Annotated in this window: 26 protein-coding genes; 11 read left to right on the plus strand and 15 right to left on the minus strand. The window is 55.8% G+C overall.

The annotated features are described in order from the left end of the window. The first annotated feature begins 9 nt into the window (after window positions 1-9). A complete protein-coding gene (gene panB, locus LB462_RS01735; RefSeq protein WP_224505684.1) occupies window positions 10-825 on the plus strand; it encodes a 3-methyl-2-oxobutanoate hydroxymethyltransferase in 816 nt (271 codons plus the stop codon). Window positions 826-828: 3 nt separating this feature from the next. Here the strand turns inward: panB and LB462_RS01740 are convergent, their stop codons facing one another. Genes LB462_RS01740 through ygfZ form a run of 5 tightly spaced genes read right to left on the minus strand, consistent with a single transcriptional unit; the run spans window position 829 to window position 4338 of the window. Next, on the minus strand, window positions 829-1341 hold the full coding sequence (locus LB462_RS01740; protein ID WP_224505685.1) for a cupin domain-containing protein: 513 nt from the start codon (window positions 1339-1341) through the stop codon (window positions 829-831). 9 nt (window positions 1342-1350) lie between these two features. After that, window positions 1351-2307, minus strand: coding sequence for an NUDIX hydrolase (locus tag LB462_RS01745; protein WP_224505686.1), 957 nt, complete (start codon window positions 2305-2307; stop codon window positions 1351-1353). Between the two features lie 2 nt (window positions 2308-2309). Further along, window positions 2310-2825, minus strand: a complete 516-nt coding sequence (locus tag LB462_RS01750) for a tyrosine phosphatase family protein (RefSeq protein ID WP_224505687.1) — start codon at window positions 2823-2825, stop codon at window positions 2310-2312. A 4-nt stretch (window positions 2826-2829) separates the two neighbouring features. Then, the gene (locus LB462_RS01755; RefSeq protein ID WP_224505688.1) at window positions 2830-3474 is read right to left on the minus strand and encodes a YfbR-like 5'-deoxynucleotidase; all 645 of its coding nucleotides are present in this window, start codon (window positions 3472-3474) and stop codon (window positions 2830-2832) included. A 12-nt stretch (window positions 3475-3486) separates the two neighbouring features. Continuing rightward, window positions 3487-4338, minus strand: coding sequence for a CAF17-like 4Fe-4S cluster assembly/insertion protein YgfZ (ygfZ, locus tag LB462_RS01760; protein WP_224505689.1), 852 nt, complete (start codon window positions 4336-4338; stop codon window positions 3487-3489). Between the two features lie 77 nt (window positions 4339-4415). Between ygfZ and LB462_RS01765 the strand changes: the two genes are divergently transcribed. Beyond that, window positions 4416-5750: a dihydroorotase gene (locus LB462_RS01765; RefSeq protein ID WP_255626277.1), complete on the plus strand. Its 1335-nt coding sequence runs from the start codon at window positions 4416-4418 to the stop codon at window positions 5748-5750. Here LB462_RS01765 and LB462_RS01770 read toward each other — a convergent pair. The 7 genes from LB462_RS01770 to LB462_RS01800 all read right to left on the minus strand — a co-directional run bounded on the left by LB462_RS01770 (window position 5738) and on the right by LB462_RS01800 (window position 10059). Next, window positions 5738-6526, minus strand: a complete 789-nt coding sequence (locus LB462_RS01770) for a PhzF family phenazine biosynthesis protein (protein WP_224505690.1) — start codon at window positions 6524-6526, stop codon at window positions 5738-5740. The genes LB462_RS01765 and LB462_RS01770 overlap by 13 nt on opposite strands. A 54-nt stretch (window positions 6527-6580) precedes the next feature. Further along, a complete protein-coding gene (locus LB462_RS01775) occupies window positions 6581-7450 on the minus strand; it encodes a sigma-70 family RNA polymerase sigma factor (RefSeq protein ID WP_224505691.1) in 870 nt (289 codons plus the stop codon). Beyond that, window positions 7437-7895 (minus strand): carboxymuconolactone decarboxylase family protein, encoded by a 459-nt coding sequence (locus LB462_RS01780; protein ID WP_224505692.1) that lies wholly within the window; start codon window positions 7893-7895, stop codon window positions 7437-7439. Before LB462_RS01780 ends, LB462_RS01775 begins: the two co-directional genes overlap by 14 nt. Window positions 7896-7995: 100 nt before the next feature. Then, window positions 7996-8805 carry a hypothetical protein gene (locus tag LB462_RS01785; protein WP_224505693.1) on the minus strand — a complete coding sequence of 270 codons (810 nt, stop codon included), beginning with the start codon at window positions 8803-8805 and terminating at the stop codon, window positions 7996-7998. 13 nt (window positions 8806-8818) lie between these two features. After that, on the minus strand, window positions 8819-9076 hold the full coding sequence (locus LB462_RS01790) for a hypothetical protein (protein WP_112527803.1): 258 nt from the start codon (window positions 9074-9076) through the stop codon (window positions 8819-8821). Window positions 9077-9178: 102 nt separating this feature from the next. Continuing rightward, the gene (locus LB462_RS01795) at window positions 9179-9547 is read right to left on the minus strand and encodes a TIGR02301 family protein (protein WP_370637023.1); all 369 of its coding nucleotides are present in this window, start codon (window positions 9545-9547) and stop codon (window positions 9179-9181) included. 80 nt (window positions 9548-9627) lie between these two features. Further along, window positions 9628-10059: an NUDIX hydrolase gene (locus tag LB462_RS01800; RefSeq protein WP_224505694.1), complete on the minus strand. Its 432-nt coding sequence runs from the start codon at window positions 10057-10059 to the stop codon at window positions 9628-9630. Between the two features lie 104 nt (window positions 10060-10163). Here LB462_RS01800 and LB462_RS01805 point away from each other — a divergent pair, with 104 nt between their 5' ends. Together LB462_RS01805 and LB462_RS01810 are read left to right on the plus strand one after the other, a co-directional pair. Continuing rightward, entirely contained in the window at window positions 10164-10928 is a 765-nt protein-coding gene (locus LB462_RS01805) for an SOS response-associated peptidase (RefSeq protein WP_224505695.1), read from the plus strand. 36 nt (window positions 10929-10964) lie between these two features. Next, window positions 10965-11579, plus strand: a complete 615-nt coding sequence (locus LB462_RS01810; RefSeq protein ID WP_224505696.1) for a LysE/ArgO family amino acid transporter — start codon at window positions 10965-10967, stop codon at window positions 11577-11579. Here the strand turns inward: LB462_RS01810 and LB462_RS01815 are convergent. Beyond that, on the minus strand, window positions 11556-11723 hold the full coding sequence (locus LB462_RS01815; protein WP_112527813.1) for a transcriptional regulator: 168 nt from the start codon (window positions 11721-11723) through the stop codon (window positions 11556-11558). The two genes, LB462_RS01810 and LB462_RS01815, sit on opposite strands and share 24 nt — an antisense overlap. Window positions 11724-12097: 374 nt before the next feature. Here LB462_RS01815 and cysS point away from each other — a divergent pair, with 374 nt between their 5' ends. From cysS to rarD, 4 genes are all read left to right on the plus strand, one after another. After that, window positions 12098-13546, plus strand: a complete 1449-nt coding sequence (cysS, locus tag LB462_RS01820) for a cysteine--tRNA ligase (RefSeq protein WP_224505697.1) — start codon at window positions 12098-12100, stop codon at window positions 13544-13546. Further along, a complete protein-coding gene (locus LB462_RS01825) occupies window positions 13543-14049 on the plus strand; it encodes a GFA family protein (protein WP_224505698.1) in 507 nt (168 codons plus the stop codon). Before cysS ends, LB462_RS01825 begins: the two co-directional genes overlap by 4 nt. Beyond that, on the plus strand, window positions 14046-15659 hold the full coding sequence (gene cimA / locus LB462_RS01830) for a citramalate synthase (protein WP_224505699.1): 1614 nt from the start codon (window positions 14046-14048) through the stop codon (window positions 15657-15659). Before LB462_RS01825 ends, cimA begins: the two co-directional genes overlap by 4 nt. Before the next feature lie 192 nt (window positions 15660-15851). Next, entirely contained in the window at window positions 15852-16760 is a 909-nt protein-coding gene (rarD, locus tag LB462_RS01835; RefSeq protein ID WP_224506028.1) for an EamA family transporter RarD, read from the plus strand. Here the strand turns inward: rarD and LB462_RS01840 are convergent. Beyond that, entirely contained in the window at window positions 16757-17770 is a 1014-nt protein-coding gene (locus LB462_RS01840; protein ID WP_224505700.1) for a CorA family divalent cation transporter, read from the minus strand. The two genes, rarD and LB462_RS01840, sit on opposite strands and share 4 nt — an antisense overlap. A gap of 17 nt (window positions 17771-17787) precedes the next feature. After that, window positions 17788-18393: an LOG family protein gene (locus LB462_RS01845; RefSeq protein WP_112527829.1), complete on the minus strand. Its 606-nt coding sequence runs from the start codon at window positions 18391-18393 to the stop codon at window positions 17788-17790. Between the two features lie 174 nt (window positions 18394-18567). Here LB462_RS01845 and LB462_RS01850 point away from each other — a divergent pair, with 174 nt between their 5' ends. The 3 genes from LB462_RS01850 (at window position 18568) to LB462_RS01860 (ending at window position 22166) form a co-directional block, all read left to right on the plus strand. After that, window positions 18568-19815 (plus strand): LysM peptidoglycan-binding domain-containing protein, encoded by a 1248-nt coding sequence (locus LB462_RS01850; protein ID WP_224505701.1) that lies wholly within the window; start codon window positions 18568-18570, stop codon window positions 19813-19815. Between the two features lie 90 nt (window positions 19816-19905). Next, window positions 19906-20277, plus strand: coding sequence for an ArsR/SmtB family transcription factor (locus LB462_RS01855; protein WP_224505702.1), 372 nt, complete (start codon window positions 19906-19908; stop codon window positions 20275-20277). Between the two features lie 2 nt (window positions 20278-20279). Then, window positions 20280-22166: an ABCB family ABC transporter ATP-binding protein/permease gene (locus LB462_RS01860; protein ID WP_370637024.1), complete on the plus strand. Its 1887-nt coding sequence runs from the start codon at window positions 20280-20282 to the stop codon at window positions 22164-22166. The last annotated feature ends 42 nt before the right edge of the window (window positions 22167-22208 follow it).

The following is a 22208-nucleotide window of genomic DNA, read 5'->3' on the forward strand; positions in this document are numbered from 1 at the left end:
GGAGGAGCTATGAGTCAGGAAATCGTCACTCGCCGGGTCACCGCACCGGAAATACGTGTCCGCAAAGGCGGCGAGCCGATCGTTGCGCTGACCTCCTACCACGCCAACACTGCGCGCATCGTCGACCAGCACGCTGATATTCTCCTCGTTGGCGATAGTCTCGCCATGGTTCTTTACGCGATGGAATCAACGCTCGGTGTGTCGCTCGATCTTATGATCGCCCATGGCCGTGCCGTGGTGCGTGGCTCAAAGCGGGCGATGGTCGTGGTCGATATGCCCTTTGGCTCTTACGAGGAGAGCCCCGAGATTGCGTTCCGCAATGCTGCTCGCGTCATGCAGGAGACCGGTTGCGGGGCCGTCAAGCTGGAAGGTGGCGTGCGCATGGCTGACACCATCCGCTTCCTGATCGAGCGCGGCATACCGGTGATGGCGCATATCGGGCTGACGCCGCAATCCGTCAACACGCTCGGTGGTTTCAAGACACAAGGCCGCGACACGGCACTATGGCCGCTGATCAAGGCTGATGCAAAGGCGGTCAGCGACGCTGGAGCCTTTTCCGTAGTGCTTGAGGGAATTGTGGAGCCGCTTGCGGCTGAGATTTCGCGCGAGATCGCTATCCCCACGATTGGAATTGGCGGGTCACTCGAATGCGACGGTCAGATTCTCGTGCTTGAGGACATGCTTGGCTACAATCCGAAGCCGCCCAAATTCGTCAAGGTCTACGGTGCCGTCGGCACGGCAATCGACGAAGCTGTCAAAGCCTATGCTGATGACGTCCGTTCGCGAAAATTCCCAGGCGATGAAAACGTCTATCTGCTGAAATAGATACTAGCTGTGCGGTTTTCGCTCTGTATCAGCGCCTTGCCAGTATTCCATCGTGGCGGTTTTATCGTAACCTTCACTCAGTAATCGCACGCCGACGCGTCCCGTTTCGGGATAGACCACGACTTCGTTCGGGTTTTTCTCGCCGATCATGATGAACCGGCAGGGCGCGTCGCTGTGGTTGTAGAACGAATGTCCGACTTTCTGACCGGCCGGAAAGCAGACGTGATCCCCCGCCTTCATCCGATATGTCTTGCTGCCGAGCCGCAGCGTCATCTCACCCTCGAGGATGAACGCCTGCTCCTCCTCGAGCATGTGATAATGGTTCATGTTGGATTCCTTGCCCGGCGCCAGCTCTTCCAAGGCAACGCCAACGTGATTCGCTCCTCCAAATCCCGAGAGATAGCGAAACTTGCTGCCATAGCGCGTGCCCTTCGACCATTCCTCCAACGGAACATTTTCCGATGCGAATGGTTCGGATATTCCTTCGGCATTGAGCGATGTCGGCTTGTCGTTCATCCCTTCCTCCTATCCCCTGCCACCAACGCGCAATCCCGCCACGCTGCGCTCTTCGAGCACATTGTGCCGGAACCGATAAAGTGCCGCAGGCCTGCCTCGCGCCTGCGTTTGTTCTGCGCCAGTTGGCTCGACCAGTTCCGTTGTCTCGACCAATCTGCGGAAATTCTGCTTGTGCAGGTGGCGACCAGAAATCGCCTCCACAGTCTCCTGCAAGGCGGTCAAGGTAAAGGTGGGGGGCATTAACTCGAATACCACAGGCCTGTATTTCAGCTTGGCGCGCAGCCGCGAGATGGCGGTCGCAAGAATGCGCCGATGGTCAAAACTCATCGAAAGTCCCAGGACACGCGAAAGATGCGTGCCTTCCGCCCGCCCATCCCGCGCTGCCTCCTCTATCAGTCCCGCTTCGTACAGGAGTTCATAACGTTCAAGTACTCGCTCTTCATCCCACATAATTCCATCGTCTCCGAATGCGAGCCGGAAACGGCTTAGCCGCGCGGGAAGCCCACTCTTGTCGGCCCAGGCATGCAGAGCGGGACGGATGGTTTCGTCGATCATGGCGGGCTTGCCGACGCGCCAGTCTTCCCAAGGCAAGAACGAGTACCAACTGCGCCAGCGAGCACCGGATTTGCGAAGCGCATCTCCGTCATCGGTTATGCGCGTCAGCGCAAGATAACCGACGGAAACAATGTGCAGGTCGCGATCTTCGGCGGTTTTGTGGCGGCCACGATCACCGAAGGTGTAGAGCTGTTCAACATACCCAAGGCGTAAAGGCGTCTGCTCCGCCACCCACTCACGCAGTCCGGTCTCGAAAGTTCGATGCAACAGCGGGTTGAACGGGCCGAAGGGCAGCTCGTCGCGCTCGTTGTCATCGCCAGAAGGTGTGGTCAAGATCAGCGGATCATTGTTTGCTACAGCCACAATGGCGGCGCTCAGGTTGATTTCAACGGCATTGGGTGTGCCCGTCACGTCTACACCGTCAGCGGAAGAATGAATGGCGTGCCCTCAAAGGCCTCTTCACCGCGACCGATCGCGTTGATGGCATCCACCATTCTGCCCTTGCGAACGAGGATATCATCGGCGAGCGCTACAAGTCTGCCATTGGGTGTGGCAGAGGGTGCATTCTGGCGCAATTTCTGCGCCAACAACACTTCATCAAGCTCCGGATTAAGCGCAATCGCTGTGATATAGGCAGCGGCGGTCGAGCGCGAGATTCCGGCGTAGCAATGGATGAGCAAGGGTGCCTTGCGGTCCCAGCGCTGGCCAAACGCGATCAGCTGGGTGATGTGTTCGGACACAGGGTGTGTCATGCCTTCCGCAGGCTCGAGAATATCGTTGAATCCAAGAAACAGGTGACGCGTCTCTAGAATCTCTACGGGGCGAGGCACGACCGTATCGGCATTGATCAGCGTGATCATATCCCGTGCACCGAAACGAGTTGCAGACTCAGCGAGACGCGACAAGGGAGAGACAACGATATGCGGCATGTTCTTATCCCCGGCTCTGTGCCCGTGACTCATTAAGTATAGCAAAACGCAGCAGAAAAGCATTTTGTGCATTCTGGGTCGCCAGTGCTGTCAAGTCGAGACCTTGCGGATCAATTCCGCGGGGTCGCCCGAAAAACTGTACCGCTTCCTTCTCCGCAAACCCTGCAAGGCGCGTCGCTTCATAATAGGCGGCAATCGCATCCGCCCGCTTGATCAGGGCACGTAAAGTTTGGTGAACGACGGGCGCGAGCGAAAAGCGTAGATGAATAGCGTGTTGCAGTCTCAATTCGACGCTTTTGTAATCTCCACCAACAACGGCTTTAAATGGTGAAATCATGTCGCCGATCACATATTCGGGTGCGTCGTGCAGGAGAGTAGCAAGGCGCTGTTCCGTGGTCGCCTCCGGGACGATCTTCCCGAAGATTTCTTCCACCAGCAGCGAATGCTGTGCCACCGAGAATGCGTGCTCACCAACTGTCTGACCATTCCAGCGCGCAACACGCGACAGGCCCTGCGCGATGTCTTCGATTTCAATATCGAGCGGCGAGGGGTCAAGCAAATCCAGTCGCCGCCCTGAGAGCATGCGCTGCCAGGCACGAAATTCTGTTTTCTTCAAACTGCTCTGTTGCGGCTTTGCCGGTCGCAGCATCCTATTCCCCGATCAGGCCTCTTGCTTCGCCTCGGGAAATGTAAACCGGTGTTCGGAGGGAATGGCAAGGTGGATCGGAATATCTCCTGCCAGAATGGGGTTGCCGCTATCCAATGCGTCTTTTACGCGGTCGATCCGGACGATGCCAAGGCCAGATGATCCTGCAACGCTGCCGAGGGTGCCAATCTCGCGTTCATTGGCAGTTATGGATGTACCAGTAGCCGGCAGGTCCGAGGCTCCCGTCACAATCAGGATACGTCTTCGCGCGGTTCCACGATGCTGCATGCGCGAGACAACTTCCTGACCGACAAAACAGCCCTTTCTGAAAGAAACGCCGCCAGTCTGGTCCAGATTAACATCATGGGGAAAGGCATCGCCGAGCGTATAATCCATTGGTGCTTCCGCCACCCCATGGGCGATGCGCAGCGCGGTCCACATTGTTTCTGGAACGTCTGATGAAGGCTCACCCTCATAACATCGCACAACGTTGAGCGCTTGAGGAAAACGTCGGTCACGCACTGTTGAATCTGCTTCTGAAGCGCCAGACTCATTTTCCCAGGAAACATGAACAAGTGACTCTGAATCCACGGCTATTTGCACTTTGGCGCGCAGTTTATAGAGCGTCAGCCTCTTCAACAAATCATCTGCAGAGGTCTGCAGTGTATCAAGCCGCAGGCCGCCGCCGTTCCGTGAAACGAGAAACTCGAACAGGATCTTGCCTTGCGGATTGAGCAAGGCACCAGGTTTTAGATCGCCGTGCTCCAGCGTGTCGAGATCGGTGGTGATGAGATTTTGCAGGAAATCTTCGGCATCCTCGCCCGTAACGGTCAGGACTGCTCTTCCACTTAAACTTAGCCGCGGCATTCGATCACCCTTGCCTTTCCTGTCCCTGTTACGTAATCCGCAAGGGACGCGTTCGCAAGGCCGGAGTGGAAAGCAAAATGGCTCAGACATTCGATACGATTTTCAGGAGCGGGATTGTCGTCAACCAGGACGGTGTTGGCTTGCGCGATATTGGCATCGCCAACGGCCGCATTGCTGCCATCGGCAATCTTGGCGGCGCTTCAGCCGCCGAGATCATTGACGCCACCGGCTTGCATATCCTTCCGGGCGTCGTCGACAGCCAGGTGCATTTTCGCGAACCGGGCCTCGAACACAAGGAAGACCTGGAGAGCGGGTCGCGCTCTGCAGTGCTTGGTGGAGTGACGGCAGTCTTTGAAATGCCGAACACCAAACCGCTGACGACCACTGCTGAAACGCTGGAGGAAAAGGTTCGGCGTGGCCACCATCGCATGCATTGCGACTTTGCATTCTGGGTCGGTGGCACGCGCGACAATGCAAATGATGTCGCAGAGCTCGAACGTTTGCCCGGCGCTGCCGGCATCAAAGTTTTCATGGGCTCGTCCACTGGCGATTTGCTTGTCGAAGACGATGACGGGGTGCGTTCTATCCTGAAAAACACCCGCCGCCGTGCCGCTTTTCATTCGGAGGACGAATTCCGCCTGCGCGAACGCGAAGGTTTGCGCGTTCCGGGAGATCCGTCTTCACACCCAATCTGGCGCGACGAGATCGCGGCGCTGCAATGTACTCAGCGTCTCGTACGCATCGCCCGCGAAACCGGCGCGCGCATCCATGTTCTACACATTTCGACTGCGGAGGAGATCGATTTCCTCGGCGATCACAAGGATGTAGCGAGTTGCGAGGCAACGCCGCATCATTTGACCCTCGATGCCAGCCAATACGCGACGCTTGGAACATTGCTGCAGATGAACCCCCCGGTACGCGACGCGCGGCATCGCGATGGCGTTTGGAAGGGTATCGCACAGGGCATCGTGGACGTATTGGGTTCGGACCATGCGCCGCACACGCTCGAAGAAAAATCGAAGCCCTATCCGGCGTCGCCGTCCGGCATGACCGGCGTGCAGACACTGGTGCCGGTCATGCTCGACCACGTAAACGCTGGCCGTATGTCGATCGAGCGTTTTGTTGATCTGAGCTCGCATGGCCCCAACCGCCTGTTCGGCATGGCTCGCAAGGGTCGTATTGCGGTCGGCTACGATGCCGATTTGACCATCGTCGATATGAAGCGGCGCGAAACCATTACCAACGCGCAAGTCGGGTCAAAGGCTGGCTGGACGCCTTATGACGGCAAGACGGTAACCGGCTGGCCTGTTGGTACCATCATCCGCGGTCACAAGGTCATGTGGGAAGGCGAGATCGTGACACCAAGCCGAGGCGAGCCGGTGTTGTTCGGTGAGGCGCTTCAGGGCAAGTAAATCTGAGCCTTCATAAAGGTAACGGCTGAACCGGTAAGCAGCACGCGGTCACCCAAGAGCTCACAAAGCAGATGTCCGCCGCGCTTCGAGCGTTGAAACGCCGAAAGCCTGAGTTTGCCCAGTTCTTCTGCCCAATAGGGCACAAGCGTTGCGTGTGTCGAGCCTGTCACCGGATCTTCCGGAATGCCCGCATGCGGAACAAAATAACGCGAAACAAAATCGTGTTCGTCGCCCCTTGCCGTAATCACGAACCCAAATGGATCGAGTTGGGTGATCCTCGGTAAATCCGGGGCGAAATCGAGAACCGCCTGCTCATTCTTCAACACAACAAAGACGTTTTCGAAGTTCTGGAATGCCGATACGTGGTTGCCTGCAGTGATTTCGTTGAGCAGTGGAAGAATTTCGCCAATCGGTTCTGGCGGAAAGCTTGGGAAATCAAGCTGGTATGCTGAGTTCTTCCTGTTGACGCGCAAAGCGCCAACTCTTGTCTCGAATACCAGCTCGCCCTCTACGCCAAACTCATTTGCAAGCACATGCGCCGTCGCAAGCGTCGCATGTCCGCAGAAATCGGCCTCGTGCACTGGCGTGAACCAGCGCAAATCCCAGCAACTCGCATTGGGCTTCACAAAGGCGGTCTCGGCCAGATTGTTCTCGCTGGCAATCGCCTGCATTGTCTCTACTGGCAACCAATCATCGAGGACAAGCACTGCGGCAGGATTGCCGCTAAAGAGTTCGGTGGTAAATGCGTCCACCTGATACATCGTCAATGATTGCATAAATAAGATCCTTGGAGGGCGATGGTCGCCACGCTAACGAACGCCAGCCAAGCGTCAATGCGCAAAGTCGAGATGACGAAGTTTTTCAGGATTCCGCACGACGTAGATCGCCTTGATCTTGCCGTCCTCAATTTCAAGCGCAGTGGTTTGCGGAATCCCGTCACTTTCCGCTGTCACAAAGCCGGGCAGGCCATCGATGAGTCCTTCGTGCACTAATGGCGGTAAACTATAGGCTGCCCGGCGCGAAACGTCTCCGAAGAATAGGCAGACATTTGCCATTGAATGGATCGGATCGATTGCAGCGAAGCGAATTCCGCCGCCATCGGCGTAGAGCACGACATCGTCTGCTAATAGAGACTGCAGGGCCTGCATGTCGCCACTGCGGGATGCCTTGAAAAAGGCAGCGGCGATATTCTTGCCTTGCTCATCCGAAACCGGGAAGCGCGGTTTTGCTTTCTGGACGTGGCTGCGGGCGCGGCTCGCGAGCTGTCTGCATGTTGCTGGATCTCGACTGATCGCTTCGGAAATCCGATTGAAATCTTGGCCGAACACGTCATGCAGCAGAAACGCTGCGCGTTCCAGAGGCGACAATCGTTCCAGCGCCATCATCAAGGTCAAGGTAATATCGCTGTCGGATTCGTCTTCGCTCGGATCAAATATGGGTTCGGGCAACCAGTTCCCGACATAAGTCTCTCTCCGAACCCGCGCGGATTTGAGATGGTCGAGACAAAGCCGCGTGATGGTGCGCACGAGGAAAGCTTCCTCGCTGCGGACATCAGACTGGTCAGCCTGATGCCAGCGAATGAAGCCTTCCTGGACGATATCCTCCGCCTCCGCGACTGACCCGAGCATACGGTAGGCAATGCGGGTCAGACGTGGTCTGAGGCGATTGAACGTCTCGGCGCTATTATCAGGCTGCGGCACTGTTTTTTTCCACCGGATGGACAGAGCGGAAGCCGATAGCCAGGCGGTTCCACCCATTGATGGTTACGATCAACATGGACAGCTTGACGATCTCCTCCTCGGTGAACTGTTCCTTCAGCACGTCATAGACGTTGTCCGGAGCATGGGTCTTGGATATCAGCGTCAGCGCTTCCGTCCAGGCTAGCGCCGCGCGTTCACGTTCACTGTAGAGCGGCGATTCCCGCCATGCGTTTAGCAAATAGAGGCGCTGCTCGGTTTCGCCCTTCTTACGAGCGTCCTTCGAATGCATGTCGAGGCAGAAGGCGCAGCCGTTGATCTGCGAAGCCCGCATCTTGACGAGCTCGATAAGGCTCATTTCCAGCCCGCTGCTAACGACGCTCTCTTCCATCTTGAGCATTGGTTTGATGAGTTCTTGGAAATTGTAGAGGTTCAATCTTGGTTTCATTGTCTATCTCCTTATGCGGCATTCAGTTGCCTGTACACAAGACGAGACAGCTCTGCCGAACGTGACATCCCGGCAAACTTTTTTATGAATCTTTGTAAGATTAGTCGCCGGTGACGAAAAACCGCCAGCGCCCCTTTGGCGTGATGCCAAGGCGATAGAATACATAGGTGCCGAATTGCTTCATCTCGTCGTAATCGCCTGCGGTGACGATCTGGAAGAGTTCGACCTTTTGCTTGGCATCGAGCTTGTCGAGCGGGTAGGCGAAGAAATAGGGCCAGACGTAAAGTTCGTCTGCCGTGCCGGCATCGAGGTGCACATAACCGGACTCAAGCACATCGACCAGAATAGCGAGAATTTCCTGGCCATCTGGATCGCCGGCGAGGCTTTTCAGATACGCCAACGGATCGCCGTCGACATCTGTCAGCGAAAGCATCGTGACATCATCGCCTGAACCGATCAGCGGACGAAGCGCTTCGATCGATCCGGATTTGGCTGCTGTCAGAATGAGCTCGCGCATTTTCTGCACTGGGAAAGGCAGTTTGGCGACGTCGTATTCGACCTGAGGCGCTGCTGCGCCTTCCTTGGCATTCGGCATGGCAGGATTGTTGCTCTGTGCAGCAGCACCGTCATCATCCGTCGCTGCCGGTGCCTGCGCAGGCTGCTCCGGTGTTGCGTTGGGCTTTTCGGGAGAGGAGGGTTGGGTCTGCGTTTCGCCAGCTGGTTTCTGTTCAGCACCGGGCTTCGCTGGTTCGGTGGCTTTGGGCAGCTCTTCTTTTTTGATCTCGCTCAAGGCGAGTTGCATCGGCGTATCGACGCCGGCAGCGAAAGCCGGAACGGAGAAAGCACAAACCGCTGCCGCTAGAAAAAAGGTTCCGGCGATCGCGGAAGCGGAAAAGTGCTTTTCAGGCATGCAGGATCACCAATTATTGCAGAATGCGATTCGATGAAAATTCACCCGCAGAAATACGTTCACGCAAGCCATCGAGCAAGGCCAATGCGGACACCTCGCCGTTATCACGGATCAGTTCGGTCAATGCGGTGGCAAAAGCGGCTTCGGCCATAATTTCAGGCTCGATACCTTCAAGCGTGCCATCAGCCCAGACTTCATTCTGATATTCGATTGCAACCAGCTTTTTTTCTTCTGCAACCAACCTATCAAGGTCTGTTGATGTCATGTTCATGATATACCATCCTTGGCCGAAGCCAATTCTTAAACTACCGCTAAACAATACCATACGTTTTGTTTAAAATGCGGTTCATTGGCTTCAACAGTTAAAGCCTGGTTAATTTCCATAGCCCGATACGATCTCCGAAGAAAGCCTTGTTCCTTCGATTTGGTAGCGGTCAATCGCCGCAATCGCCTGGCTCGTGCAGGTTGAGTAAGTTTCGTTGAACGTGCGATATCCGCGATTGAAACTGGCGATCAACTTAGCCCGGCGTGCCGGGTCTGGATTCTCCGCCAGGAGCAGCGAATCCATTCGATCCCGCCATTGATTGCTCCTTTCGCCGCAAAGATTACGCAGCGAATGGATCGATCCGAGAACCTCAGCCAAACGTAGGAGCTTTGCCTCATATAGAGGGTCGACCGCGTAAGCTGGCACAGCCGTGGCGATTGCCGTCAAAAACGCTGTGATTACTATTGTACGCCGCACGAGATAACCCCGAGACCAATTCCCCGAAAAGGTTGTTGCCTGAAAGCTAGGCAGCTTCAAGGCGTCCGTGGTTAATACCCTCAACTTTTAAAACCGGCAGCCAATTCACGTACGACGTCCAGAACACTCTCGGTCACGTCGAATTTCGTCATTTCCTCCACCCGGAGCCAGTGCACGGCCGCCGCATCATCCGCAGCGATGGCTTCTCCTATTGGATCATGCGCCAGGAAGACGGCCAGGCGGAAAGGTTTCGCTGTTGGAAATTCCGGCGTCGAGTAATCAAAGGTGACGGTCGTGAGATAAGTTACTTCTGTTGCTGTTATGCCGGTTTCTTCATGCAGTTCACGAATTGCCGCTTCTTGCGGCATCTCGCCTTGCTCTCTCCTGCCACCCGGAAATGCCAGCCAGCCTTTTGACGGTTCGCGTGCTCGCTCCACCAAGAGGAAGGCCCGATTGCGGATGCAAACGGTCGAAACGCCGTCGACAGTTGCGGAGAGGGGAATTTGGTCCATATGTCAGGGGTAGGTGGTAAGAGAAGTTTTGACAAGGCCACCTTGACCCTGCATCGCAAATGCGGATGATCGCCACTCCCAAAAACAAATCAGGCATTGACTGTATGTGCGGACGTTTTTCACTCCTCGGAACGCCGGAAGAGATCGCGGCCTATCTCGCGCTCATGGAGCTCGAGGCGTTTCCGCCACGCTACAATATCGCGCCGACACAGCCGATCCTCATGGTGATCGCCGGTGAAACACCGCCGCCGGGCAGCAACCGGCCTGATCGCAGGGCGCTTCTGGTGCGGTGGGGATTTATTCCCGGCTGGATAAAGGATACGGCAAATTATCCACTGATGATCAATGCCCGTTCGGAAACGGCAATCGAGAAGGCATCGTTCAAGACTGCAATGCGTCACCGCCGTGCGCTAATCCCGGCCTCGGGTTTCTACGAGTGGCGGCGGGACGGCAACAGGAAATCGCAAGCCTATTGGGTCCGGCCTCGCAACGGTGCAACTATCGCATTCGCCGGCATTTATGAACCGTGGGCGAATGCAGAGGGCTCCGAAATGGACACCGGTGCGATCCTGACCACAAGCGCCAGCGAGGATCTGCGTTTCATCCACGACCGCATGCCCGTTATCATAGAGCAGAAAGATTTTGCGCGGTGGCTCGATTGCAAGACGCAGGAACCGCGCCATGTCGCCGATCTCTTGAGGCCCGCTCAGGCGGATTTCTTCGAGGCGATCCCCGTATCGGACAAGGTCAACAAGGTTGACAACACAGGTTCGGAAATCCAGGAGCGGTTCGTCGAGACCTTAGCCGAAGCGAAGAAGCCAGGACGCGTCAAACCGCCGGAGCCTGACAGCCAGATGAAACTGTTCTAAGACCCCAATCCAACCATTCTCCAGGATATCTACCCGATGTTTTCAGCCGCTCTCTCCGGTTTTCTTCTTGGTGCGTCCCTTATTATCGCCATCGGCGCCCAGAACGCGTTCATATTGCGGCAAGGACTGCTGCGAGAGCACGTCTTCCTCTTGAGCCTTATTTGCGCGCTGTCCGACGCCCTGTTGATCACGGCAGGCGTCGCAGGCCTTGGGACGCTGATCGCGCAGTCGCCTACACTCATCTCTGTCGTGACGCTCGGCGGTGCCGCATTCTTGTTCTGGTATGCTTCGGTTGCCTTTTGGCGCGCGCTCCACCCCGAGGTACTGAAAGCTGCGAACACCGGCAACGGCAATTTGAAAGTGGCGATCGGCACCGTTCTGGCGCTGACCTTTCTCAACCCGCATGTCTATCTTGACACCGTCGTTCTGCTTGGCGGCTTGTCGGCTCGCTTTGAAGGCGCGAACCGTGCGGCCTATGGCGCAGGCGCGGCGCTCGCGTCCTTCATATGGTTCTTCGGCCTCGGCTATGGCGCGAGGCTGTTGCAGCCGATTTTTGCCAAGCCGGCCGCGTGGCGCGTACTTGACGTTTTGATCGGCCTCGTCATGGCCGGCATTGGTTTAAGTCTGTTAGTCCGTTTCCTGAACAATTGAAGCAAACTTCAATTGCGGGCGTTGGCGAACGGTACTGAGAACGGCTGCAAGGATCGCAGCTGGCCCGATCGCGCGGTATTGTGAGGTGAGATGGTCGGCGCGGGCGCTTTCGCGCGGCTTTGCCGTTTGCTGGGCATCGGTCATGGGTTTGGTCCTTTATTCCCCTAAAGTCTAAGGCATCAGGATTCCCGTTCAAATTGGCCGGAAAGAAGGCACTTTCCGGGAGGATTTTGGGCTATTCGGTTAATTTGGATTAACCATCGTAAAGTCGGCAAAAATGCAACACCGCGTCTTTGGCGGCAGCGCTTGACGATTTGCCCGCACTCGATCATAAATGCCCGCATGAAAACGTCGCCCGTAACGATTATTATTACCTGTCGGATTATTATCAGCTAGCGCTCGCTGGCCCGGCCGTTTTCGTCTCAAAAATCCTGATAAAGATGCAAAACGCACCGGTCGCCAGACCAGCGCGATGATATTCGTTTTGACGATGAAACCCGAATTTTGAGATCCAGGACATGCCGCAGGAACTGAAGCTGTACAACACGCTCACGCGCACGAAGGAGACCTTTGTGCCGATCGATCCGAATAATGTGCGCATGTATGTCTGCGGCCCGACCGTCTATGACTATGCGCACATCGGTAATGCGCGGCCGGTTATCGTCTTCGACGTGTTGTTTCGGTTGCTTCGCCATATCTACGGCGAAAACCATGTGAACTACGTTCGCAACATCACCGACGTCGACGACAAGATCAACGCTCGCGCCGCCCGCGATTATCCGGACCTGCCTTTGAATGAAGCGATCCGCAAGGTCACTGAACTGACCAACGAGCAATTCCAGGCGGATGTGGCAGCGCTCGGCAATCTGCAGCCTTCGTCTCAACCGCGCGCGACCGAATATATTGCTGAAATGGCGGCGATGATCGATCGCCTCGTTGAGCGTGGCGTTGCTTATGTCGCGGACGGTCACGTATTGTTTTCGCCATCGGCGATGAATGCCGCCAAGGGCCCGCGCTACGGGTTGCTCTCCCGCCGCTCATCTGACGACATGATCGCTGGCGCGCGCGTCGACGTTGCCTCTTACAAACGAGACGAGATGGATTTCGTTCTGTGGAAGCCCTCCAGGGAAGGGGAGCCGGGCTGGCCATCGCCCGCGGGCATCGATGGTGTCGGCCGCCCGGGCTGGCATATCGAGTGCTCGGCCATGTCGATGGCGAAGCTGCTTGAACCATTTGGCGGCGGACTGCAATGCGATGATCCGGTGAAGAACATTTTCGATATCCACGCCGGTGGCATCGATCTGGTGTTCCCTCACCATGAAAACGAGCTTGCCCAGTCCTGCTGCGCCTTTGGCACCGACCGGATGGCCAATATCTGGATGCACAACGGCTTCCTGCAGGTCGAGGGTCAGAAAATGGCCAAAAGCACCGGTAATTTCGTGACGATCCATGAATTGCTGGCGACAGACACGTTCGGTGGCCGTAAATGGCCGGGCGAAGTGCTGCGCCTTGCCATGCTCATGACCAACTATCGCGAGCCGATCGATTTCAGTGTCAGAAAGCTGGAGGAGGCAGAGAACATCCTCGCCAAAGCCCGTGAATATGTGGGCGATGCCGGCGTTGGTGTCGTTCCGGATGAGGCTATCGATATCCTGTCTGACGACCTGGCAACTCCAGGCCTTATCAATTGGCTGGCATCGATCAGGAAGTCGCGCGTCCTCGATCCTGAGGTGTATCGTGCCGTGTTCGCGCTGCTGGGCATTGATCTGAGCGTAGAAAGCGTCTCACGCGAGCTCGAGAATGAAATCGAAGCCAAGATCCGCAATCGCCTGTCTTTGCTTGCAGCCAAGAGTTTCCCTGAGGCTGACCGCATCCGTGATGAATTGCTGGAACAAGGCATTCAATTGAAGGACGGAAAAGATCCCGCAACCGGCGAACGCGTCACGACCTGGGAGATGAAGCGATGAGTCTGGATAACAAGCCTGTCTACACCGGCGGTTGCCAATGCGGCGCGATCCGTTTTCGCGTGGAGGGTACACTCGGTGATGCATCGATCTGTCATTGCCGCATGTGTCAAAAAGCCTTCGGCAACTTTTTCGCGCCCCTGACATCAGTGCGCGGCACGGATTTTGAGTGGACACGGGGCGAGCCCAAGCGGTTTCAATCGTCTAATCACGTCAAGCGCGGCTTTTGCGCGAACTGCGGAACGCCGCTGACCTATGAAGCACCTGACGGCACGGCACTTGCTATCGGTGCGTTCGATGAACCTGAAGAATTGGCGCCCACCCTTCAGTGGGGCATTGAAGACAAACTGCCTTATGTTGATGATCTGTCGAAACTCCCCGGATACACATCTGACAGCGATGCGGAATCGGTAGAATTCCTGAAAACGATGGTATCCTATCAACACCCCGACCATGACACGGAACAGTGGCCGCCATCGGGGTCGCGAGGGGAGGCGGGCGAGTGACAAAAGAACGAATCTATCTCTTCGACACAACGTTGCGCGATGGCCAGCAGACGCCCGGCATCGACTTTTCAGTTGAGGACAAGAAAGTCATTGCATCCATGCTGGATGATTTCGGCTTCGACTATGTCGAGGGCGGCTATCCGGGAGCCAACCCGACCGACACCGCCTTCTTCGCCGAAAAGCGTACGAAGCATGCAAAATTCGCAGCTTTCGGCATGACCAAACGCGCCGGCGTCTCGGCCTCCAATGATCCCGGACTTGCAGCGCTCATCCGTTCGTCAGCCGATACCATATGCTTTGTCGCCAAAAGCTGGGACTATCATGTCCGCGTAGCGCTCGGCTGCACGAATGAGGAAAACCTCGAGTCCATCGATGCTTCCGTTCGCGCTGCTGTTGAGGCAGGCAAGGAAGCCATTGTCGACTGCGAGCACTTCTTCGATGGCTTTAAGGCCAACCCGGAATATGCGCTGGCCTGCGCCAAAACTGCCTACGACGCAGGAGCCCGCTGGGTCGTGCTGTGCGATACCAATGGCGGCACGCAGCCCGCGGAAGTCGCCGAAATCGTCCGTGCCGTCACAAAATTGATCCCCGGCGATCATCTGGGCATTCACGCGCACAACGATACGGAGCAGGCAGTCGCCAATTCGCTTGCTGCGATCGATGCGGGTGTCCGCCATGTGCAAGGCACACTCAACGGTATCGGTGAGCGTTGCGGAAATGCCAATCTGGTGACGATCATCCCGACGCTCATGCTGAAACCCAATTGGGCGAACCGTTTCGAAACCGGCATCAGCCTGGAGAAACTCCAGGGGCTTTCCCGCTTGTCGCGCAGTTTCGACGAATTGCTCAACCGTGCACCCAATGCGCAAGGTGCGTTCGTCGGCGCATCGGCATTTGCAACCAAGGCCGGTATTCACGCGTCGGCCTTGGTCAAGGAACCGGCGACATATGAACATGTACCGCCGGAAACTGTTGGCAATCGTCGCAAGGTCATGGTTTCGGACCAAGGCGGCAAATCCAATTTCATCAATGAACTTGAACGTCGCGGTATTCCGGTGGCCAAGTCGGATCCAAGGCTCGACACGCTGATTGCGCTGGTCAAGGAACATGAGTCCGAGGGCTACGCCTATGAAGGCGCCGATGCCAGTTTTGAGCTCTTGGCGCGACGGACGCTCGGCACCGTCCCCGAGTTCTTCAAAGTCGACTCGTTCCGCTGCATGGTCGAGCGGCGCTTCGATGCAAATGGCAATATCAAGACCGTCTCGGAAGCCGTTGTCCGTATGGAGGTCGATGGTGAGACGCGGATGTCCGTTGCTGAGGGGCATGGACCGGTCAACGCACTCGATCTGGCGTTGCGCAAGGACATGGGCCGCTATCAGGACGAGATCGCTGATCTGGTGCTTGCGGATTTCAAGGTACGCATATTGAACGGCGGTACCGAGGCCATCACGCGTGTGCTCGTCGAGTCGACCGATTCCAGCAACGTGCGCTGGTGGACGGTCGGTGTTTCGGACAATATCATCGACGCATCCTTCCAGGCGTTAATGGATTCCATTGTCTATAAATTGATGAAAAATCGGGATTTGGCGGGGAAAATAGCAGCTGAATAAAGATTTTTTTGTCATTTTAGGGAATTCATGCCCCAATTTTGAGCGAAAACATCAAATGGCTTGATCGATTGATCAGTCGAATTCAATAGACGGCATGTCGCGCGGGGACTAGGACTTCGCACCATGACTCAACAAATCGATAGCAATCGAGCCGTAGCCGGCAACCATTCGACAGCCGATGCTTTCGTTGGAATGTCGGATGGAAAGAAGGGCTTTATTTTCGCTCTTTGTGCTTATCTGTTGTGGGGCATCTTGCCATTCTATTTGAAATCGGTCGCGCATATACCAGCGCTGGAAGTGGTGGCCCACCGTATTGTCTGGTCGGTTCCCATTGCCGTCGTGCTGCTTTGGTGGCTTGGGTTGCTTGGCGATCTGAGGGTCGCCTTCACGACCTCGCGCATGCTGGCCATGGCTATATTGACCGCCAGTCTGATTACCGTGAACTGGGGCACATATGTCTGGGCCATCGGCAATAATCACACTGTAGATACAGCACTGGGCTATTACATCAATCCGCTGGTGAATGTGGTCCTTGGCGGCATCTTCCTGTCCGAACGCCTTTCGAAGGCGCAAATGGTTGCCATAGCTTTGGCAGCATGCGCGGTCATTCTGTTGACGGTGTCGTCCGGTGGTCTCCCGTGGATTTCACTCGTCCTCGCCTTCAGCTTTGGCTTTTATGGTTTCTTTCGCAAAACCCTGCCGATCGGCGCCATCCAGGGTTTCACGCTTGAGGTACTAATACTTTCCATTCCCTCGCTCGGTTTCATTGCCTGGACCCTGACGCAGAACACCAGCCACTTCACAAACGGTGCGCCGCACGACACGGGCCTGTTGCTGTTTGCAGGGCTTGCAACCGCTGTGCCGCTTATCTTCTATGCCCTTGGCGCCAAGCTCCTGCGCTATACGACCATTGGTTTGATGCAATATATTGCGCCGACGATTGTGTTCTTCATTGCAATCTTTGTCTTCGACGAGCCGTTCTCGCATGTACAGCTCATTGCATTCGGTCTGATCTGGTCAGCCCTTGCGATCTACACCTGGTCAATGGTGCATGAGGCGCGAAAGCTGCGATTGGCACCGGCGCAGGCAAAACTTGCCTAGTTCCGCGATCCGCCGATCTTTCTCACGACGAGATAGACCATTCCAGAAATACCGAGTGCCAAGGCAGTAATAAGCCAGAATCCATGTGTACTTTCCGCAAGCGGCAGTCCACCGGTATTCATGCCGAAAAGCCCGCTTATGACAGTGCTTGGCAAAAGGACCGCGGTCATTACCGACAGGACATACAGAAACCGGTTTGACTGATCCGTGAGTTTCGCCAGGAGTTCGTCCTGGAGCAGGCGTGCACGCTGCTGCAGTTGTTCGCCTTCCGCATGCAACGTTTCCGCGCGGCGCGACAATCCTTCGATCAGATCGTCCAATTCTTCGGGAAAAACCCGGCGATCGGCGTGATCAATATGACGGAACAGACCTGTCGCCGCCGTGAGATAGCGGTGAAACACAACGATCTGACGCCGGACAGGCACGAGACGTTCCCGCTCGCCCTGCCAGTTCTCGCCGACGATATGATCCTCGATGGAATCCAGGGTTTCGGAGAGTTTGGCGATCTCTATTTTTAGAAGATCGAGAAAACGCCGGAAGATGGCGTTGAACAGAGCGATTGGCGATTTCGGCTTTACCTTGCCGCCGAGAATAGCCTGACGTACATCGTCGACCGATTGGAGAGGGTGACGACGCCCACTGATGAAGAATCGCTCATTGAAAGCGAAGCGGAAATAGCCGAGCTCCCGCGGATCACCATAGTGCTTGTGCTGCAAATCCGGCAATTCACCGTAAAGCCAGCCCTCTTCATAGGTGATCTGATACTGGTCGCCGGGAGAGAGCAATGCTTCCCGCACAACTTCTGGCAGGCTTTCGTCAGTTTCGAGATTGCGCCTTGCCCGCGCATCGGCAAGGCCATAGCTTTTCCAAACCCACGCACTTTCTGCTGCTCCGGCGTGTGCGGATGGCAATAATGTGCCGTCGTCGCGGAAGCTGTGGGCGATGACAAACTCATCACTTTGGATGAGGGGTGCGTTGCTTGGGGGATCGGGGGTAATATTATCCGCCATGAGATCCCTTTTGCTTGCTACAGCCGCTCTATGATTGCTTCATTGCCTTCCCGGTCACCTCGTGCAGCAGCATTGAGGATGGCGGGTACGATATCTTCCGGCTTCTCTACCACAAGCGGATTGACCAAATGTGACGTGTGCACGAAACCCTCGGCTTTCATGTGCTCGATGAGGGCCAGCATCGGATTCCAAAATCCGTTGATGTTGGCGAAGACCATAGGCTTCCGATGACGGCCGAGTTGCGCCCACGTCATGATCTCGACGATCTCTTCCACAGTGCCGATACCGCCGGGCAAGGTAACGAACGCGTCCGAGCGCTCGAACATCTTATGCTTGCGCTCATGCATGTCTTCGGTAACAATAAGCTCTGAAAGCTGGCCAAGCGCGTGTTCGGTGGCCTCTTTGTTCATCAGGAATTTCGGAATAATTCCTGTGACTTTGCCACCCGCAGACATGACTCCGTCTGCAACTGCGCCCATAATGCCTTTGGTGCCGCCGCCATAGACGAGCTCAAGCCCATGCTCAGCGATCGTTTGGCCGAGAAGCTTGCCGCTTTGTTTGTAAATCGGGTCGCGGCCCGGTGAGGAGCCGCAATAGACACAAATGGATCGAATCTTGCTCATACAATGAGTGGTGCCTTGCACATCACAAAACGTCAAGTCGGTACAAATGCGAGACAAAAGTTTCATACGCCGGCTTTATGGATACGTCGAAAGAATGGGTCTGAATCTAAAGGGTTTTCTTGTAGCCTGACAGAAAAGGCGGTAGAGCAAAAGGAACAATAGGATCGGGGAACGATGTTCGAGAATAAATTTGCGCTTTTGGGATTTGGTACTGTCGTTGCTGCCGGTCTTGTTGCGGCCTATGTGGGCCTGATGCCGGGCAAGCCTGTTGTGGAGCAACCGGCCCCTGTGATGAGTGGAACGGTGCAGACACAGCCTGCAGTGCCCGCGACAACTTCCGAACCCCAAATTCAGTCCCTGACGACCGTACCGGATACAGACGTTGCTTCCGGACAGGTTTCGGCTCCGCCGCCAGCAACGGCAAATAATGGCGCGCCAACTTTTGATGTTCTGCGTGTCGATCCCTCAGGCACCATCGTCATCGCCGGCAATGCCGCAAAAAATGCGACGGTTGACCTTTTGTCGCGCTCGAGCGTCATCGGCACGACGAAATCGACTGAGAATGGTGATTTTGTTATCGCGCTGGATAATCCGCTGAAGCCCGGCGACTACCAGCTTGTCTTGCGTTCGACAACACAAGACGGCAGCGCCATGACTTCGCTTGAGACGGCAATAGTTTCCATTCCAGAGTCAAAGACTGGTCAGGTATTGGCGCTTGTTGAACAATCCGGCCAGCCAAGCCGCATGATTACAAAGCCCGAGCCGGTGGAACCCGCACCTTCATCCACCCAGCCAACAACTGTTGCTGCACCCAAGGGTGACAAGCCGGGCATCGCTCCCGCAGAGAAAGCGTTGATCACGGTCGAGGCTGTCGAGCTTGAAGGCAGCAAGATTTTCGTCGCTGGTAATGCCCAAGCGGGCTCTGCGGTAAAGGTCTACGCAAATTCCACTCTGCTTGGAACGACAAAGACAGCACCTAATGGCCGGTTTTTGGTACAGACTGTTCAGCAGCTGGCTGTCGGAGACTATATCATCCGTGCTGATATGCTGGGCAAGGATGGCGTGACGGTCGTGGCCAGAGCCGCGGTTCCGTTCAAGCGCGAGGCCGGCGAGCGTGTCTCGGCTGTCGCACCGGCAACTCCAGGTGCCGATACGCAAACCGAGACTGGTGCGATTGTACCACAAACCGACGGACAGGCGCCGCAAGTCGCTGAAGCGGGCACGCCCCTGCAGAACGTCGATGGTTCGGTGATTATCCGCCGCGGTGACAGTCTTTGGCAGATTTCACGCCGTACCTATGGTGCTGGCATGCGCTACACGACCATCTATTTGGCTAACAAGGAACAGATCCGCAATCCGGACATGATTTACCCCGGGCAGATCTTTGCATTGCCAGAAAAAGATAAACCTGTAGTTCAATAGAAAAGACGGGCTGTAAACGCCCGTTTTCGAAAAAAAGAATCGCAATTTCTCCTTGCATCAGAAAATTATATCGTTTATCGCCGATGAACGATGAAATGCACGGGCTCGTTCCAACATCATTCTGATGCCAATACAGCGCGCATACTCGCCGCGTTGGCACATCCAGCGCGCTTGCGCATTATCCGCCAGCTCGCGTGCCTTGATGCTTCGTGTTGCAAAGATATTGTCGCGGGGCTTGATCTGGCACAGTCGACCGTATCACAGCATTTGAAGATTCTCGTCGATGCCGGTCTTGTCCGCTACAAGCAGTCTGGCCAGAGCTCTCATTACAGCATCGATCCGGCAGCGTTTGCCAGTATAGCCGCACTCGTGAACGACATGGCCCGCCTTTGCTGCTCGCCAGAAACAATCATCGGGGAAACGCAAGCGTTGCCCGAACTCGAAATTGTCTTCAAGGATTAACAGTGGCCAACAAAACCGTCTCAGACGAGTCTGGAAAAACCCTTCAGACCATTCGTAATCTCTGGCCCTATATGTGGCCGATGGAACGCCCTGATTTAAGAATGCGGGTCGTCTGGGCTTCCGTGTATTTGATCATCTCGAAGGTGGTCCTGATCCTGGTTCCTTATTTTTTCAAATGGGCGACAAATGCCTTGAATGGGAAATTTGAGGCGTCTGATCTGGTGCCGGCACTTCTCGTCGGCCCGCTCATGCTCGTGGCAGCTTACAATGCAGCCCGTATCGTGCAGGCGGGTTTAAACCAGTTGCGCGATGCACTTTTCGCCAGCGTCGGCCAATATGCCGTACGAAAGCTTGCCTATAAGACCTTCGTACATATGCATGAATTGTCGCTGCGCTTCCACGTGGAGCGCCGTACCGGTGGTCTTTCGCGCATCATCGAACGCGGAACGAAGGGCATCGAGACCATCGTTCGCTTCACCATCTTGAATACGGCGCCGACGATCATCGAGTTTCTGATGACCGCGGTGATTTTCGCCGTGACCTATGGAATGTCCTATTTGGCAGTCGTGGTGGCTACCGTGTGGCTCTACACATGGTTCACGGTAAGAGCCAGTGACTGGCGCATCGGCATTCGCCGGGACATGAACGCCTCTGACACCGACGCCAACTCCAAGGCAATCGACTCGCTGCTGAACTATGAAACTGTCAAATATTTCGGCAATGAGACTATGGAGGCCGGTCGTTTTGATGCTGCCATGGCGCGCTACGAGATTTCGGCGACACGCATCTGGACGTCGCTTGGCTGGCTTAACTTTGGACAGGCGGTGATTTTCGGCATCGGCATGGCGGTCATGATGATCATGTCGGGCAGGGAGGTGATTGCGGGTACGCAGACATTGGGTGATTTCGTCTTCATCAATGCAATGCTGATGCAGTTGTCAGTCCCGCTCAACTTTATCGGCTTTATTTATCGCGAAGTGCGTCAGGGTCTAACGGATATCGAGCAAATGTTCGACCTGCTCGACGTCGAGCAGGAAGTGATGGACAGGCCGGATGCCAGGCCACTGGTGATCGAACGCGGGGCCGTGCGTTTCGACAACGTACAGTTCGCCTATGATCCGAAGCGCCCGATCCTGAAAGGCGTCAGCTTTGAGGTTCCCGCAGGCAAAACCGTAGCAATTGTTGGGCCTTCCGGTGCAGGCAAATCAACCCTGTCGCGCCTGCTGTTCCGCTTTTACGACATCCAGAACGGCTCGATCACCATTGACGGCCAGGACATCCGTGACGTGACGCAGGACAGCTTGCGATCGGCTATCGGCATGGTTCCGCAAGATACGGTCCTTTTCAACGACACCATCGCCTATAATATCCGCTACGGGCGCATCACTGCGACAGAGGCCGAGATGCGCAATGCGGCGGAGCTTGCACAGATAGGACCTTTCATTGAAACGTTGCCCGAAGGCTATGACGCCATGGTGGGAGAGCGCGGACTTAAGCTTTCCGGCGGCGAAAAGCAGCGCGTGGCGATTGCAAGGACGATTTTGAAAGCTCCGCCTATTCTGATTCTCGATGAGGCGACTTCGGCGCTCGATAGCGCCACCGAGCATGAGATCCAGTCCGCGCTTGATCTTGTCAGTCGCAATCGCACGACATTGGTTATCGCCCACCGGCTTTCAACCATCATCGCTGCTGATGACATCATTGTCCTGAAGGATGGAGTGATCGCCGAGCGCGGCACCCACGCGAAACTTTTGGCCAAGAGGGGGCTCTATGCCTCCATGTGGAACCGTCAGCGCGAGGCTACGGAAGCTGAGGAGCGTTTGCGCCGCGTACAAGAGGAAGACGACCTTGGCGTCATCGTGCGTGGAAAGCCCGCTATGCCCGCTTGAATGGTTTGCTCCTGCTGCCAATCTCCGATAAGTAACGCGCGA

The organism is Phyllobacterium chamaecytisi (assembly GCF_020164455.1).
GTDB classification, from domain to species: domain Bacteria; phylum Pseudomonadota; class Alphaproteobacteria; order Rhizobiales; family Rhizobiaceae; genus Phyllobacterium; species Phyllobacterium chamaecytisi.